At 62.3% G+C, this 16023-nt stretch carries 13 protein-coding genes; 7 read left to right on the forward strand and 6 right to left on the reverse strand.

The window, feature by feature from the left end:
* Nucleotide 1 precedes the first annotated feature (1 nt).
* On the reverse strand, nucleotides 2–862 hold the full coding sequence (locus tag D3242_RS18715) for a TIGR01459 family HAD-type hydrolase (RefSeq protein WP_064985076.1): 861 nt from the start codon (nucleotides 860–862) through the stop codon (nucleotides 2–4).
* Between the two features lie 296 nt (nucleotides 863–1158).
* Here D3242_RS18715 and D3242_RS18720 point away from each other — a divergent pair, with 296 nt between their 5' ends.
* The 3 genes from D3242_RS18720 to D3242_RS18730 all read left to right on the forward strand — a co-directional run bounded on the left by D3242_RS18720 (nucleotide 1159) and on the right by D3242_RS18730 (nucleotide 6120).
* The gene (locus tag D3242_RS18720) at nucleotides 1159–3111 is read left to right on the forward strand and encodes a TadE/TadG family type IV pilus assembly protein (RefSeq protein WP_064984837.1); all 1953 of its coding nucleotides are present in this window, start codon (nucleotides 1159–1161) and stop codon (nucleotides 3109–3111) included.
* A gap of 190 nt (nucleotides 3112–3301) precedes the next feature.
* On the forward strand, nucleotides 3302–5287 hold the full coding sequence (locus D3242_RS18725; RefSeq protein WP_171880393.1) for a TadE/TadG family type IV pilus assembly protein: 1986 nt from the start codon (nucleotides 3302–3304) through the stop codon (nucleotides 5285–5287).
* Between the two features lie 200 nt (nucleotides 5288–5487).
* The gene (locus D3242_RS18730; RefSeq protein WP_032929773.1) at nucleotides 5488–6120 is read left to right on the forward strand and encodes a LysE family translocator; all 633 of its coding nucleotides are present in this window, start codon (nucleotides 5488–5490) and stop codon (nucleotides 6118–6120) included.
* A 68-nt stretch (nucleotides 6121–6188) separates the two neighbouring features.
* Here the strand turns inward: D3242_RS18730 and D3242_RS18735 are convergent, their stop codons facing one another.
* Together D3242_RS18735 and D3242_RS18745 are read right to left on the reverse strand one after the other, a co-directional pair.
* Nucleotides 6189–7013 carry a DUF2189 domain-containing protein gene (locus tag D3242_RS18735; RefSeq protein WP_027046709.1) on the reverse strand — a complete coding sequence of 275 codons (825 nt, stop codon included), beginning with the start codon at nucleotides 7011–7013 and terminating at the stop codon, nucleotides 6189–6191.
* 436 nt (nucleotides 7014–7449) lie between these two features.
* Nucleotides 7450–7650 (reverse strand): hypothetical protein, encoded by a 201-nt coding sequence (locus D3242_RS18745; protein WP_019857465.1) that lies wholly within the window; start codon nucleotides 7648–7650, stop codon nucleotides 7450–7452.
* Between the two features lie 310 nt (nucleotides 7651–7960).
* Here D3242_RS18745 and D3242_RS18750 point away from each other — a divergent pair, with 310 nt between their 5' ends.
* Both D3242_RS18750 and D3242_RS18755 read left to right on the forward strand, forming a co-directional pair.
* A complete protein-coding gene (locus D3242_RS18750; RefSeq protein WP_064984841.1) occupies nucleotides 7961–9184 on the forward strand; it encodes a TadE/TadG family type IV pilus assembly protein in 1224 nt (407 codons plus the stop codon).
* Between the two features lie 78 nt (nucleotides 9185–9262).
* Nucleotides 9263–9778, forward strand: coding sequence for a CAP domain-containing protein (locus tag D3242_RS18755; RefSeq protein ID WP_064984842.1), 516 nt, complete (start codon nucleotides 9263–9265; stop codon nucleotides 9776–9778).
* A 93-nt stretch (nucleotides 9779–9871) separates the two neighbouring features.
* Here the strand turns inward: D3242_RS18755 and D3242_RS18760 are convergent, their stop codons facing one another.
* The 3 genes from D3242_RS18760 to D3242_RS18770 form a co-directional block, all read right to left on the reverse strand.
* Nucleotides 9872–11407, reverse strand: a complete 1536-nt coding sequence (locus tag D3242_RS18760) for a DHA2 family efflux MFS transporter permease subunit (protein ID WP_064984844.1) — start codon at nucleotides 11405–11407, stop codon at nucleotides 9872–9874.
* Nucleotides 11408–11717: 310 nt separating this feature from the next.
* Nucleotides 11718–12896 (reverse strand): HlyD family secretion protein, encoded by a 1179-nt coding sequence (locus D3242_RS18765; protein WP_064984846.1) that lies wholly within the window; start codon nucleotides 12894–12896, stop codon nucleotides 11718–11720.
* On the reverse strand, nucleotides 12893–13366 hold the full coding sequence (locus D3242_RS18770; RefSeq protein ID WP_019857459.1) for a MarR family winged helix-turn-helix transcriptional regulator: 474 nt from the start codon (nucleotides 13364–13366) through the stop codon (nucleotides 12893–12895). Before D3242_RS18770 ends, D3242_RS18765 begins: the two co-directional genes overlap by 4 nt.
* Nucleotides 13367–13548: 182 nt before the next feature.
* On the opposite strand from D3242_RS18770, the gene D3242_RS18775 reads away from it, so the two are divergent.
* Complete coding sequence (locus D3242_RS18775) at nucleotides 13549–14193, forward strand: CDP-alcohol phosphatidyltransferase family protein (protein ID WP_223217748.1); 645 nt, start codon at nucleotides 13549–13551, stop codon at nucleotides 14191–14193.
* 35 nt (nucleotides 14194–14228) lie between these two features.
* Nucleotides 14229–16013, forward strand: coding sequence for a bifunctional alpha/beta hydrolase/class I SAM-dependent methyltransferase (locus tag D3242_RS18780; protein ID WP_064984850.1), 1785 nt, complete (start codon nucleotides 14229–14231; stop codon nucleotides 16011–16013).
* Nucleotides 16014–16023 lie beyond the last annotated feature (10 nt).

Below are 16023 nucleotides of genomic sequence, written 5' to 3' on the forward strand. Positions count from 1 at the left end.
CCTACTGCAGTCTGACCATGACGGCCACGGGACGATAGCCGTGCCGCTCCAGAAAGAGCCCGAGCTTGGCCGGATCCGGCCGGGATGCATCGCCATAGTCGCGGGCATGGATGCCGCCGGAAACATAGAGAACGTCGAAACCATTGTCGGCCGCCCCCTTCACATCGGTCATCACCCCATCGCCGATGGCCAATACCCGAGAGCGCTCGACCGGCCGGCCAAGCACCTCCGCCACCTCCTTCATCGCAAGATCGTAGATCGGCGCGTAGGGCTTTCCGGCGATCAGCGTGCGGCCGCCAAGCTGGGCATAGTCGCGCGCCAGCGCGCCGGCGCACCAGATGATGCGTTCGCCACGCTCCACCATGATATCGGGATTGGCGCAGATGAATGGCAGGTTCCTGGCACGCAACCGGCGCAGAAGATCGGTATAATCCTCAGGCTTCTCGACCTCGTCATCGAACAGGCCGGTGCATACGACGCCGGCGGCCTCGAATTCCTCGACCAGGTCGACATCGAGGCCGTCGTAGAGGGTCAGATCGCGGTCGGCGCCGATGTGGAAGATCTTGCGTGGGCCTTCCGCGATCAGGTCGCGGGTCACGTCGCCCGAGGTCACCACACGGTCGTAAGCCGACCGCGGAACGCCGATCATACTCATCTGAGCCACGACATCGGCGCTGCGGCGGGGCGAATTGGTGATGAGAACAACGGGAATGCCGGCTGCCCTTGCCCTGGCCAGCGCCACCGCAGCCGCCGGGAAATGCCATTCGCCATTGTGCACCACGCCCCAGACATCGCAAAGAATTGCCGAATAGGCTTTTGAGACGTCTTCGAGCGAGCCGACGATGTCAGGCGAATCCGCCATGCCGTTTCCTTCAATATGAGCGTTGCGAGTGCGGCGGCCGACGGTTCGCCGCAGCGGGTTCGAATTATCCGAACCGATCCGTGCTGTCATCAGCTTTCACCCGGAGATCGACGCGAAGGGCGAACTGTGCGCCCGATCGGGCTATCCGTTGGCACCCAAAGCCACCACTGGACAGCATATGGTTAACGCGCGTTGAAAGGGCGGCTCGACCTTGGACATATTACGGCAACGTGAAATTTAACGATTTATGACACGATCCCCACCGATTATCGATTTGGCGGGGGTATTTTGGAACAATGATCCGGAGATTCGGAAGCGATCGGCGTGGCAATTACGCGCTCATGACTGTCGTCGCCATGGTACCGCTCATGGGTGGCCTGGCAATCGGCGTCGACTATACGGAAATGACGCGGCAGCGACAAAACGCCTTGAACGCCCTGGACGCGGCCGGCGTCGCCACTGCCCAGCAGATCGTTGCCGGCGCCAGCGACACCGATGCCAAGGCCTACGCCAAGAATTTCTTCGAAGCCAATCTCGCGCATATCGATCCAGCCAACACCACGCTCGCCGTAACGCTGCCCAATAACAACGCAGGCGGCGGCACCTTGAAGCTCTGCAGCACCTTGACCTACAAGCCCTACTTCCTGCCGACTGCAAAAGTGCTGGTGGGTGGCAGCGCCGCCAACAGCGACATCAGCTTCGGCGCATGCTCCGAAGTCCGACTGAAGAATACGCTGGAAGTGTCGCTGGTGCTCGACAATTCCGGCTCGATGACGGAACTCGGCAAAGGATCAAACAAGGTACGCTTCGACCTTCTCAAGGATGCCGCGAAGCAGCTGGTCGACCAGTTGGCTGGCCAGGCGCAGATGATGAAGCAGGTCACCAACCCAGTCCAGTTCAGCCTCGTTCCCTTCGCCGCATCGGTCAATGTCGGCCCGGGCAACGCTTCGGCATCCTGGATGGACACCACCGGGATTTCGCCGATCCATCACGAGAATTTCGACTGGGCGAGCATGAGTTCGACCTATTCGTCCACCAAGTATGCCCAGAACATCGCCGGCGTCTGGTACGCCAAAGGCAGCGGTTGGGACGCAACCCAGAAGGACCTGCCCCTGACCCGCTTCTCCATCTACAACCAGATGAAGCGCACCGCCACTGCCACCTATGTCGCGCAGTTCAAATGCACCGCCACCTACTCCAATGGCTCATGCAAGACTTGGCAAAGCGGCTACAACTATACCTATGGAAACGTCGCTTCCTGGGGCGGCTGCGTCGAATCTCGACCGTATCCTTACAATGTCAACGACACCGAGGGGGCGACCGGGACGCCAGCGACGCTGTTCGTGCCCATGTTCGCGCCCGATGAAACCGATCTCACCGACAGCAACAACCCACCTCGCCCCGCCAACAACAATTGGCTTGCCGACGGGTCGACGGGCACGAGCGCGGTACGTCAGCGCTACATGCCGAAATATTTTACCGACCCGGGCACCACGGTTACTCCAGCCTACGGCATGGATGCCGGCCCCAACACGAGTTGCAGCACGACCGCGATCACGCCTCTGACCGACGTTTCCACGACAACCGGAGCGAACACAGTCAAGGCGGCCATCGACGCCATGGCCGCCGACGGCGCCACCAATGTTCCGGAAGGCATGGCCTGGGGCTGGCGGACCCTTTCCAGCACTGCCCCGTTCACCGAAGGCAGACCCGAGACAGAAAGAGGCAACGACAAGGTTCTGATCGTCCTGACCGATGGTGCGAACACCTATTACACACCAACGTCGGTGACGGCTCAGAGCTACTCTGGAACCAACTGGAACTATGGCGGCAACGATCTGGCGGGCAGCAAGGCCATCTATTCGGCGCTCGGCTACATCGTACCCTTCAGCAACGCCTACACCTATGGTCGGATGTTCCTTGGCACCAGCAACAGCGTCAGCAAGACCGACTATTCCAACGCCAACTACACCAAGGCGATGAACGAGTACTTCACCACGCTGTGCAGCAACGCCAAGGCCGCCAACATCATGGTCATGACCATTGCGCTCGACCTCGATGCCACCAAGACGGCGGAAAAAACACAGATGGATGCGCTGAAAGCCTGTTCGTCGGATTCCCGCTTCAGCAAGGATCCGACCGATCCGAGCAAGCCGATGAAACTGTTCTGGAATTCGACCGGAGCGACACTCTCCGACGATTTCAAGGCGATCGGCAATGAACTGTCCAACCTGCGCATCGTCAGCTGATCGCCAAACTGCGAACGCCCTGCCCCGACAGGGCGTTTGCCTTAGACCGGATCGGGGCCGCAGGCTTGCATTGGTTAGCGGTTGGTGAAGCGTCGACCAAGCAATAGAGCGGTTTCCCAAACCCGGCCTTCAGCGTTTTGTGGAAGGCTGGCGTCAATCGAGAATCCGCCGGCGGGGGCCGCTGCAAGTCATGCATGAACTTTGGCGTCAGTTCGGCCGCGACCGGCGCGGCAACTATGCTCTTATGACTGTCGTGGCGATGGTACCGCTGATGGGCGGCCTGGCGATCGCGGTCGACTTCACGGAAATGAACCGCGAAAAGCAGATGGTGACGAATGCGCTCGACGCCGCCAACTTCGCCACGGCGCGCCGGCTGACGGAAGGCGCGACCGACGACCAGTTGAAAGCCTATGCGCTAGACTTCTTCAACGCCAACCTGAACGATGTCGATCCGGCCAGCGCGACGCTCAACGTCACCTTGCCCAGCAACACCAGCGGCGGCGGCCTGCTCACGATGACGGCGCAGCTTGCCTACAAGCCTTATTTCTATCCTGCCTTCGCCCAGCTCGTCGGCAAATCGGCAACCGATGCGAATCAAAGGATCAACTTCAACGTCACTTCCCAGGTGCGGCTGAAGAACACGCTGGAAGTTGCTCTGGTGCTCGACAATTCCGGATCGATGACCACGCTCGGCACGGGCTCAGGCCAGAAGCGCATCGATCTTCTCAAGACCGCGTCCAAGCAGCTGGTCGACACGCTGGCCCAGCAGGCGGTCATGATCAAGCAGGTCGACAAGCCGGTGCAGTTTGGCCTCGTGCCCTTTGCCGCTTCGGTCAATGTCGGCCCCGCCAATGGCAACGCTTCGTGGATGGACACGGAGGGCCTGTCGCCGGTGTCGAACGAGAATTTCGACTGGTCGACACTGAACGCGGCCAACAAATACGCCCAGCAGACCAACGGCATCTGGTACAAACGCGGCACTGGCTGGGGCAGCGAGGAAGGGCAGATGCTGACCCGATTTTCACTCTACCGGGACATGAAGGTCGTCACCAACCACGAGCGTGTCGTCAACAGCAAGCGGGTGGTTTGCGACGAATACAATTCGAACAACACCTGCAAACGCAGCCACGACGAATATGACTACATCGATTCCTACGGTCCGTTCGCCAGCTGGCAAGGCTGCGTGGAGGCCCGGCCCTATCCCTACAATGTCAACGACGCATCGCCGTCCGGCGGCTCGGCCAACACAGGCACAGGCGTCGGCGATCCTGCAACGATGTTCGTGCCGATGTTCGCTCCGGACGAACCCGGCAATCACTGGAAGCTCACGCAGGATCCCGACGAGGCCGCCCCGGTGACCTACGGCGCGGTGAATAGCTGGTGGAATGACGATCCTACGAGCAGCACCGGTCAAGCGCGGCAGCGAAACATGGCCAAATATTTCCAGCCGCGGCCGATCGATGCGCCGGCGCTGCCCGCCGGCAACGGCCCGAACTACAGTTGCACCACCAATCCGATCACACCACTGACCGATGTGAGCGTCGCCGATGGGGCCACCGCGATCAAGGCGGCGATCGACCTGATGCAGCCGAATGGCGGCACCAATGTTCCCGAGGGCATGGCGTGGGGCTGGCGGGTGGTCTCAAGCGGCGAACCGTTCACGCAAGGGCGCCGGGAAACGGAAAAAGGCAATGACAAGGTGGTGATCGTGCTGACCGACGGCGCCAACACCTACTACACGCCGTCCTCGCTTGGCTATTCGGACCCCGCCAACTCGAAATCGACCTACGCGTCCTACGGCTATCTCAACCCCGGCTACAACGGCACCTCGATCGGCCGCATGTTCATGGGCACATCGGGCGCCATCGGTCAGTTCGATTATTCGAACGGCAACTACACCAATGAACTCAACGAACAGATGGCAACGCTTTGCAACAACGCCAAGGCGGCCAACATCATGGTGATGACGGTGGCGCTCGACCTATCGACGAGCCAGGCCAGCGACAAGCTGGCGATCAATGCGCTGAAATCCTGCTCATCGGACTCGCGCTTCCGCAAGGACCCGACGGATCCGAGCAAACCGGCGAAGCTGTTCTGGAATGCGACCGGCGCCAGCCTGTCGAACGACTTCAAGGAAATCGGCAACGAACTGTCGAACCTGCGGGTGGTCGGCTAAGGCGCGCCGCGTCGAAGCGGCGCTTTGGGTCCTTCTTATGCATGTCGTTGTCCCGAAACCGGAGGCGCTTTGGAGCGACATGCCGTAACCGCTCCTCTGGCGCAACGCCTGGTGCCGGCAAGCCCTTGCGGGCGCCTGCCGTGACAGGCAGATATTGGCGGCTCGCGGGATCGCATCGCGGGCGTGCTTGGGGACGAACAATGCCCGATACCGCCAACCATATCGCCTTCGCGCTGGTCTGCCTCGGCATGGTGCTGACGCCAGGCCCGAACATGATCTACCTGATCTCGCGCTCGCTGTCGCAAGGGCCGAAGGCGGGACTGATCTCGCTTGGTGGGGTCGCGGTCGGCTTCCTGTTCTATGTGCTGTCGGCGGCGTTCGGCATCACGGCGCTGCTGCTCGCCGTGCCCTATGCCTACGACGCGCTGCGCTTTGCCGGCGTGCTCTATCTGCTGTGGCTTGCCTGGCAAGCGGTGAAGCCGGGCGGACGTTCGCCGTTCCAGGTGCGAGACCTGCCGAAGGACAGGCCGCGCAAGCTGTTCGCCATGGGGCTGATGACCAATCTGCTCAACCCCAAGGTGGCCGTTCTCTATCTGTCGCTGCTGCCGCAATTCATCAGCATCGGCAAAGGCCATGTGCTGTCGCAGCTGTTGGTTCTGGGTGCGACGCAGATCTCGATCAGCCTGACCGTCAATGCCATCATCGCGGTGACGGCCGGTTCGATCGCCACCTTCCTTGCTGGACGGCCATTGTGGCTGGTTATCCAGCGCTGGATGATGGGAGGCGTGCTGACGGCGCTGGCGTTGAAGATGGCGACCGACGCGCAACGCTGAGTCCCTCCAGCCGGGCATGATCTTTCCCAAAACCGGTTCCGACTTTTGGAGATCATGCTCTAGCCTAGCTACATCGGCCGGCGGATCGGCCGGATCTGTGCCGGCTCGATCACCTTGCGGTAGAGGTGCCAGGTGGCATGGCCCAGGATCGGCATGACCACGGCCAGCCCGGCAAACAGCGGGATCGAGCCGATCACCAGAAGCACGGCAACCAGCAGGCCCCACAGCGCCATCTGCAACGGGTTTGCCATCACCGCCCGGGCCGAGGTTTCGATTGCGGAGACGGCACCGACATCACGGTCGAGCAGCAACGGAAAGGCGATCACCGTTGTGGCCAGCACCACCACGGCAAAGACAAAACCGGCCGCATTGCCAAGCAGGATCAGGGTCCAGCCCTTGCCCGTCGTCAGCACGTCGCGGACAAAGGCGCCGATCGAGGCCGGCGGCTGGTCTCCGAACAGGCTGGTGTAGATCGATTGCGCGGTGAACAGCCACAACAGGAACAGTGCAAACAGCATGATGCCGATGACCGCGATCGACGGCAATGCCGGGGAACGGCGCACGTCCAGTGCATGGCGCCAATTCGTGTTCATGCCGAGCTCGCGCCGGCGGCTGATTTCGTAGAGCCCGATCGCGGCAAAAGGCCCGACCAGGGCAAAGCCCGACATCAAGGGATAGACGAGCTGAATGGCGTTGGAACCCGAGCTCCACTGGGTAAGGATCAGACCGACGATCGGGTAGATCAAACACAGGAACACGTAGTGGGACGGTTTTGCCCAGAAATCCTCGGCGCCGAGCCTGAGCGCGTCCCAGAGATCCGCCGTGGTGATGCGGCGCACCGCGGGCTGCACATGCATCCCGTAGGCGTCCGCCATGACATGAAAGCCGGCCATAACCATCCTCCCGTGTGTCGGGGGCGGTCACCGCCGTGATGGCCGCCCGCAGCTGCCACTAGTAGATGTGGCAGCATAGCCGATTTGCCAGGGGTTGTCGCCGAATGGATTATCTTGGACAGGTCCTCACGGGATTGTCAGCACCCTGCCGACAAAAAGCCGGCGGCGCGGAATCTATCCCGGCGCGTTGAAGACCGCCTCGATAGGGTGGCCGTCCGGATCGACGACGAAGGCGGCATAAGGCGGCATGATAATGCGGACCTATGGCGCTCAATTGCCGCTACGCACCCTTGAAGACATTGACCTCTACGAGGTTAGTATCTGCGGATACCAGCGTACGAGACGACATCAGCCTCACTGTCAGGCGCCGAACGCAACGGCGGCAAGCCGGCGCAGAGCCGAGGCAGAGCGGCGTTTGCGCGGGATCCGTTGAAGTCTATTCGGTCTTCGGCGGTACTTCCTTTTTCACGACCGTCTGCGCGTCCGTAGCCTTGGACATGTCAGCCTTCTCGACGCTCGCTGTCGTCGTCTGTGTGTCGACTGACGCCGATACCTTCGAGTGATGATAGGCGCAGTCCGCCGAAGCGGCGGACACGGAGAGGCCCAGTGCGGCAGCGATAGCGAGGAACGTTTTCATCGTCTTTCTCCTCTTTCATTGCTGACGCAGCGTAAACCGCTTGGCCCTGTCCGCAAAATCACATTTGGCCATTCGTCCATTCCGCGGCCGTTGTTCTGTCGGCCATATTGTCAGCCAATGCTTTGGCGTTTCTACGGGTCACGGCGTTCCCGTGGGTGACGTCGGCTGTAGTCGGGCCCCAGGCCCGGGGCGTCACTATCACGAGCCGCCTCGCCTCATTTTTAGAACCTATGCATTTTAGCGATTGCTTACATTTCTCTTAGATGTCCCGGGCGTATCACCTGGGCATTGCAAACCTTGGCGGCGGACGATGTTCACATTGAGAGGCTTCTGGTCTTCGAAGCGCGGCAACTTTGCCATGGCGACCGCCATAGCGATGCTGCCGATAATGGTTGTGGTGGCCGGCGCGATCGATCTGACGGGCACGAGTGACGACGCCGCGCAATTGCAGAACTCGCTGGACGCGGCTGGACTTGCCGTCGGCACGAAGTACCTGCCCAGCATGGCCGCGAGTGATGTAGAGGCACTTGGGTTGACATTCTTTTCTGCCAATTTGAGCCTCGCCGACCAGCAGGAATATGCCGCCAGCGTCTCGGCTTTTTCGGCAACCGCCAGCGGCGACCCGAGCGCCTATTACATCTCGCTTTCGTCCAGCATCAACCGTCCGAGCTTCATCAATGGCGCGGCCCCATGGCCAGCTCACCGCTCGGCCACGGTCAAGATGAATCCCGGTGCGCAGGCCTGCGTTCTGGCGCTCGATCCACATGCGTCGGCCGCAATAAGCCTGCAGGGCTCGACCGATGTCTCCATGAGCAGTTGCGTCATCGCGGCAAACTCGGATGCGTCCGATGCTGTCAGCAGGGGCGGTTCCGCGCAGATTTCGGCGGGCTGCGTCTCGACTGTCGGCGGCACTTACGGGCTTTCGCCGCCCAGCGCCAATCTCACCTGCGGAGCCCCGCTCGAACATCAATATGCATCTTTCGATCCTCTGGGGGACGTCGTTCCTCCCCCTTACACATTGTGCCTACCGATCCCGAACGGCAGAACCTATACGCTGTCGCCTGGAACCTATTGCGACAAGACGTTGTCGGGAAACATCACGCTCAATCCGGGCGTCTACATCTTCCGTGGCGTCACCCTAAAACCCGGCGGCAACGGCAGCCTGACCGGTCAGGGCGTGACCATATTCCTCGTGGAGGGCTCACAGATCACTATAAATGCCAATGAACAGGTGAATCTATCACCACCCACCAGCGGTCCCTACGCCGGCATCACCATTTTCGAGAACCGCGGCAACACCTCGGCCCTGACGCTGAATGGCGGTGCAAATTCCGCGATCAGCGGGTTCGTCTATGCGCCGGACGCGGCGATATCCTTTGCCGGCAACTCAGATATGAGCGGTCAGGGCGACTGTCTGAGGCTTGTTGGCTCGACCGTGCAGATGACTGGAAACTCATCCATCAAAACGGACTGCACGGCCGTGTTTGGAAATCGCGAGATGTATGCCAGCCGCCTCATCACGCTTGTGAAATGAGCGACTAACCCGCATTTCCATCTCAGATCTTACCGCCCTGCCCGGCAAAAGCCATGATCGCCACTATGTCAGTTGGGCATGACAATCGCGAAAACTGCAAACTCGCCAATCCCGGATCCGAACAGGCGCACGTTGCTCAAGGTCGCCGGCCTTGCAGCCATTGCCGCGCTTTCCGCCTGCAGCACCGTCTCTGTACCGACGGGCGAAGGCGCAGGCGTCTCTTCCTCCGCCACGGCTACTCTGTCGGGCTTGCGCGCCTCAGCCGGGCTCGGCCCGCTGGCGCCGGACGCCCAGCTCGAACAGGCGGCGCTGCAACAGGCCGGCTATATGGCAGCGCGCGAGCGCATGAGCCACACCACGGGCTGGGGCAAGGATTTCGCATCGCGCATGAAGGACAATGGCGTGCGGGGCGCCGCGGCCGAGAACATCGCCGAAGGCCGCTTCGACCAGCAAAAACTGTTCGACATCTGGATGCATTCGCAGGGCCACCGGCGCAACATACTCGATCAGGATTTCAGCCGCTTCGGCCTCGCCTATGTCCGCGACGGGCGTGATCCCAACCTGCGCTATTGGTCGCTGGTGCTCGGCAGGTAGCGTCTTGCTGGGGCCGTTTCGGCTATTCGCCAGCACCAACCGGCACGCCAATCCCAATCCATATTGACGGCAGGCGGACCGCCCGCCGCCGGCTCAGTCCATATGTACCGCAGGTGCGCCGCCGCCGGCCGGACCAGCCTTTGGCTTGCGCAGCAGGAAGACGAACGGAATGGCGGCCAGCGTCATCACCATCAGTATTTTGAAGTCGTTGACGTAGGAGATCATCATCGCCTGGAGATTGACCATACGATCGACCTCCGACAGCGCCATCGGATCGCCGCCCGCGGCCGCCGGCGAGACGGCCCAGAGATTGGGATTGAACGGGTTGATGAAGGCCGAAAGCTCGGCGTGGTTGATTTGCGTGTTGCGCACCAAGAGCACCGTCACGACCGAGACGCCGATCGACGAGCCGAGATTGCGCACCAGGCTGAAGAGCGCGGTTGCGTCGGTGCGGTAGCGTGCGTCAAGCGTGGCGAAGGCGACCGTCGACAGCGGCACGAACACCATTCCCATGCCCAGGCCCTGGATCACGCCGGAGCTGATGATCAGCCAGTTATCCATCTGCGGGGTGAAGCTCGCCATGGTGTAGAGCGACTGCGCGGTCAGCAGAAAACCGATGACGACGAGAATCCTGGCGTCGATCTTTCCCATGATCCGCCCGACGACGAGCATCGAGATCATCGTGCCGATACCACGCGGACCGATGACGATGCCGATGGTGATGGTCGGATAGCCGAAGATGGTCGACAGCATCGGTGGCAGCAGCGACATCGAGGCCAGGATGAGCACACCCATGACGAAGATGAACGCCAGCCCGGTCACGAAATTCTGGTCGAGAAAAATCTTCGGATCGATGAAAGGATGGTCCGCGGTCATCGTGTGAATGATGAACACCCAGAAGCCGGTGATGGCCAAGCCGAGTTCGATCCATATCTCGACCGAGGAAAACCAGTCGACCTCGCCGCCGCGATCCAGCATCAGCTGCAGCGCGCCGACGCCGAGCGATATCATGGCAAAGCCGAAGAAGTCGAAGCTGCGCACCCGCCGGGCAACGGCCGGCAGATAGGCCGCCATGCCGAGGAAGGCGACGATGCCGACCGGCAGATTTATGAAGAACACCCAGCGCCAGTTGAAATTCTCGGTCAGCCAGCCGCCCAGCGTCGGCCCCAGGATCGGTCCCAGCATGATGCCGGCGCCCCAGATGGCCATGGCCTGGCCGTGGCGCTCCTTGGGATTGATGTCGAGCAGGAATGTCTGCGACAGCGGCACGATGGCGGCGCCGAACACGCCTTGCAGCAGCCGGAACAGCACAATGGTTTCAAGGCTCCATGCCAGGCCGCACAGCATGGAGAAGATGGTGAAGCCGACCACCGCCGTCAGGAACAATTCCTTGCGGCCGAAGCGGTCGGCGAGCCAGCCGGTGACCGGCGTCATGATGGCGGCGGCGACGATATAGGAGGTCAGCACCCAGTTGATGTTGTCCGGGGAAGCGCCGAGGTCGCCCGTCATGGTCGGCAGGGCGACATTGGCGATGGTGGTGTCGAGCGCCTGCATGATCGTCGCCAGCATGAGCGCAACCGTGATCAGGCCGCGATGCGGCACTTCTCGAAATGGTTCTGGCGTGCTCATGATGCGGAACTTCCAGCCGGTAACAAAAACGTGTACACAGGGGTTTCCGGGCGGCAAAGCCTTCCGTTGAGAGACCTTCATCGCGGTGGGACGCGGTTATCGATGTGGGGGTTACATCGACCGAAAGTCTCTGATGAGCGGATGCCTGCCGCCCGGAAACATGAGGACCGAAGGGTCCGTGTCGAAGATTTCAGATTTCAGCCAGGCCGCGACGCGGCTTGAACCAAACGCTGATCCTTCTCACTCCTCCCCCCAGACCAATCCTTGGCTGTCCGCCGCCACCTGCCAGGCGCCGCGGACTTCCGCCGACTTACTGCACGACCTCGCCAGCCGTGGCGTGGCCGAATATGGCGGGAAAGCCGCGGGCAACGCCGGTATCGACGGTGACCGAGGCGCTCATGCCGGTCCGCAGCGCCATCTTGGCGTCGGGATCGGTCAGTTCCAGTCGCACCGGGATGCGTTGCGTGACCTTGACCCAGTTGCCGGTGGCGTTCTGGGCGGGCAGCAGCGAGAATTCTGCGCCCGTTCCCGCACCGATCGCCTTGACCGTCGCCTCGAAGGTCTTGCCCGGATAGGTATCGACGACGATCTCAGCCTTCTGGCCCGGCTTCATGTTGGTGAGCTGGGTTTCCTTGAAATTGGCATCGATCCAGGTGTCGTCGGTCTCGACCAGCGAAAACAGCGGCGTGCCGGAGCCGACGAACTGGCCGACCTTGAAGGACGAGGCCTGGGAGATGACGCCATCGGCGGGCGCCTTCACCGTGGTCCGCGCCAGGTCGTAGGCGGCCTTGTCGCGCGCGGCGAGCGCGGCCATTACGGTCGGATGCTTGTCGGTTTCGATATCGGGATTGCCGCCGAGCGCGGCCTTGGCGCTGATGATGCCCTGCTGGGCGACGGCGACCTGCTGCTTTGCCTTGTCGAGGTCGTTGCGGGCCTCGTCCAAAGACGATTTGGCGTTGATGCCCTTCTGCGCGAGATCGGCGGCGCGGTCGTACTGCGACTGGGCGTAGTCGACCTCGCTGCTGGCGGACTTCTCCTGCGCCATCGACTGGCTGTAGGCGGCGCGCAGCTGCTCGACATTGAGGCGCGCGGCGGCAACCGCGGCGTCGGCCTGGGCAAGCGCGATCCGGTAAGGCTCGGGATCGATGGTGAACAGAAGGTCGCCCTGCTTGACCATCTGATGGTCTGTTATGGCAACCTGGACGATGCGGCCGGCCGTGTCGGAGGCGATCGACACCTTGGCCTGCTGCAGATTGGCGTTCTCCGTCTCCTGATAGCGGCCGCCGGTCACCCAGACATAGCCGCCACCGATAACCAGCGCCGCCGGCAAGACAAGCATCAGGAAGAAGCGGCCCATGCGGCGCTTCTTTTTCGGCGCCGGGACCGGCTGCACGGGAGGAGCGACCGCGACAGGAGCGGCGGCCGGCTGGGCCGGCGCTTCCATCTCCACCTTGGCGGCGTTTTCGTCGACTTTGGCTACCGCGTTCATGCTGCTGCGCCTTTCGTAGGCTCGACTTTTTCCGAGGTATCGCCGTCGGCGAGATTCTGCGCCATCGCATCGAGCGCCCTGATCAGCACGCGACGGTCCTCCGGCGAAACGCCGACGAGCGATTCCTCATAGACTTCGCCGGCCAGGCTCTTGACCTCCGCATAGGCGGCGCTCGCCTTGGCCGTCGGGAAGATCATGCGCACGCGGCGGTCGGCAGCGTCGGCGCGGCGTTCGATCCAGCCGCCCTCCTCCATCCGGTCGACGAGGCGCGAGACACTGATCGGCTCGATTTCGAGCAATTCCGCGAGCCGGGCCTGGGTGACGCCCTCCTCCTTGGCGACACGCACCATCAGGCGCCATTGCGCCGACGACAGGCCGAGCCCGCTGGCGCGCGTCTCGAAACGCTTGCGCATCAGGCGCTGCACGTCGTGGATCAAAAATCCCAATCTGTCGATGCCATCAGAAACCATGAGCGATATATATAATAAGCGTGCTTACTATTCAAGCACCGTGTCGTTCAGAAGCCGGCAAATGTGCATGCCCACACCGACCGTCGACGATTGGTCGACGCCTCAGCAACCGATGCGCGGCAGCCGGGCAGTGAGAGTCGCCGTTTTGGGCGCTGCAGCCGCTGGTCGCGTATGACATATTCATGTACAGCGCAGGTCAGGATCGGGGGATCGACGCCATGCCGACGCTTTACGCGCTCAAGCCGGCTTTCCAGGGAAGACTGCGGCCGCTGGTCAGCCAGCTGGCGGCGAACGGCGTCACCGCAAACAGCATCACCATCCTGGCGGCCCTGATGTCGATCGTGGCTGGAGCGGCCATCGCGATCCTGCACGAATGGCGCTGGCTGCTGCTACTCATTCCCGTGGTGCTGTTCGTGCGCATGGCGCTCAATGCGGTGGATGGCATGCTGGCACGCGAACATGGCCAGGCTTCGACGCTCGGCATGTATCTGAACGAGATTTGCGATGTCGTTTCGGACCTGGCACTCACCCTGCCTTTCGCGGTCTTTCCGCTGTTCAGCGCATGGGGCGTCATCGCCTTCGCCATCGCCGCGGTGCTGGCCGAGTTCGCCGGCGTGCTCGGCATCGCCGCCGGGATCGGGCGCAACTATGCCGGTCCGTTCGGCAAGAGCGACAGGGCGCTGGCACTGAGCGTGGTGGCGGTCCTGTGCGCTGCCGGGCTGTGGCCGGTATCCATCGCGCCTTTTGTGTTTCCGGCCATGGCAACGCTTTCGCTGCTGACCGCCATAAACCGGATACGCGCCGGTCTTATTGGCAGCGCCAGTTGAGCACCGGGCTCGCGATGCCGCCAGAGGGGAAGACGATGATGCACGGACCAATTGCAGCGGTTGCGGAAAGCCCTGCGCGGCAGGCACAAGAGCGTGTCTTCCACAGCCATGACGGAACGGAAATCTTTTACCGGTTCTGGCCGGCGGCCTCCGCCGATGCCAAGGGCGCTGTGGTGCTCTTCCATCGCGGCCATGAGCATGGCGGCCGCATGGCCCATCTCGTCGACGAACTGCAGATGCCGGATCATGCCTTCTATGCCTGGGATGCCCGCGGCAATGGCCGTTCGTCCGGTGAACGCGGCTATGCTCCGTCCTTCTCGGCGCTGGTGCGCGACATCGACTGCCTCATGCGCGAGATGGCCGCCAGGGACGGCTTCGCTACGCAGGACATCGCGCTGATCGCGCAGTCTTTCGGCGCCGTGCTTGCCGCCGCCTGGGTGCACGATTATGCGCCGAAACTGCGCGCCATGGTGCTGGCCTCGCCGGCCTTTTCGGTCAAGCTCTACGTGCCCTTCGCCAAGGAGGGCATCGCGCTCTGGCAGAAGCTCAAGGGCCGTTTTTTCGTCAACTCCTACGTCAAGGCGAAATTCCTGACCCACGATCCCGTGCGCATCGCTACCTTCGAGAGCGACCCGCTGATCACGCGGCCGATCGCCTCCAACATCCTGGTCGAACTCTACCAGCACGCCGCTCGCATCGTTTCGGACGCCCGCGCCATGACCGTGCCGACGCAACTTCTGCTTTCGGGAAGCGACTGGGTGGTGCGCCACGCCCCGCAGCACGAATTCTTCGTCAATCTCGGCAGCCGGACCAAGGAACGCCACGTGTTGCCGGGCTTCTTCCACGACACGCTGGGCGAGCGCGACCGGGCACAGGCCCTCGACCTGATCCGGCCGTTCCTGACCAGGCAGTTCACGACGCCGGACGCGCCCGTTGACCTCAAGCAGGCGGATATTGCCGGATACACGCGCGACGAGGCCGAACGGCTTGCCTCGCCACTGGATCTGTTGTCGCCCAGGGGCCTTTATTGGGCATTCAGCCGCGCCTCCATCCGCATGGGCGCCTGGGTTTCGTCGGGCATGAAGGCCGGTGTCACCACCGGCTTCGATTCCGGCTCGACGCTGGACTATGTCTATGAAAACGAGGCACGAGGGCTGACGCCGCTTGGCCGCTTCGTGGACCGCATCTTCCTGGAGGCCATAGGCTGGCGCGGCATCCGCCAGCGCAAGCTGCATCTGGAAGAACTGATCGGCACCGCGCTATCGACACTCAAGGCCGCCGGCCGCGCCGCCCACATTCTCGACATCGCCGCCGGCCACGGCCGCTATGTTCTCGATGCGATCGTCAAGAGCCCCGATCAGCCGGCAAGCGTGCGCCTGCAGGATTATTCCGACCTCAATGTCGGGCTTGGCCGCAAGCTGATCGCCGAGCGGCAATTGCCGGCCAGCGTCTCGTTCCGGCGCGCCGACGCTTTCGATGCCGACATGCTCGCCGCTATCGATCCCGCGCCGGACCTCGCCATCGTTTCCGGCCTCTACGAACTGTTCTCGGACAATGCGATGATCGCCCGCTCGCTTGGCGGACTGGCCCGCGCCATGCAGCCGGGCAGTCTGCTCATCTACACCAACCAGCCCTGGCATCCGCAGCTCGAGATGATCGCGCGCAGCCTGACGTCCCATCGCGGCGGCCAGGCATGGGTCATGCGCCGGCGCACGCAAGGTGAGATGGACCAGCTCGTCGAAGCCGCCGGTTTCGAGAAGCTCGATCAACGCATCGACCAATGGGGCATCTTCACCGTCTCGGTCGCACGGCGCCTGTAGGACCCGCCGA

The sequence above is a fragment of the Mesorhizobium jarvisii genome (genome assembly GCF_003601985.1).
Classification (GTDB): domain Bacteria; phylum Pseudomonadota; class Alphaproteobacteria; order Rhizobiales; family Rhizobiaceae; genus Mesorhizobium; species Mesorhizobium jarvisii.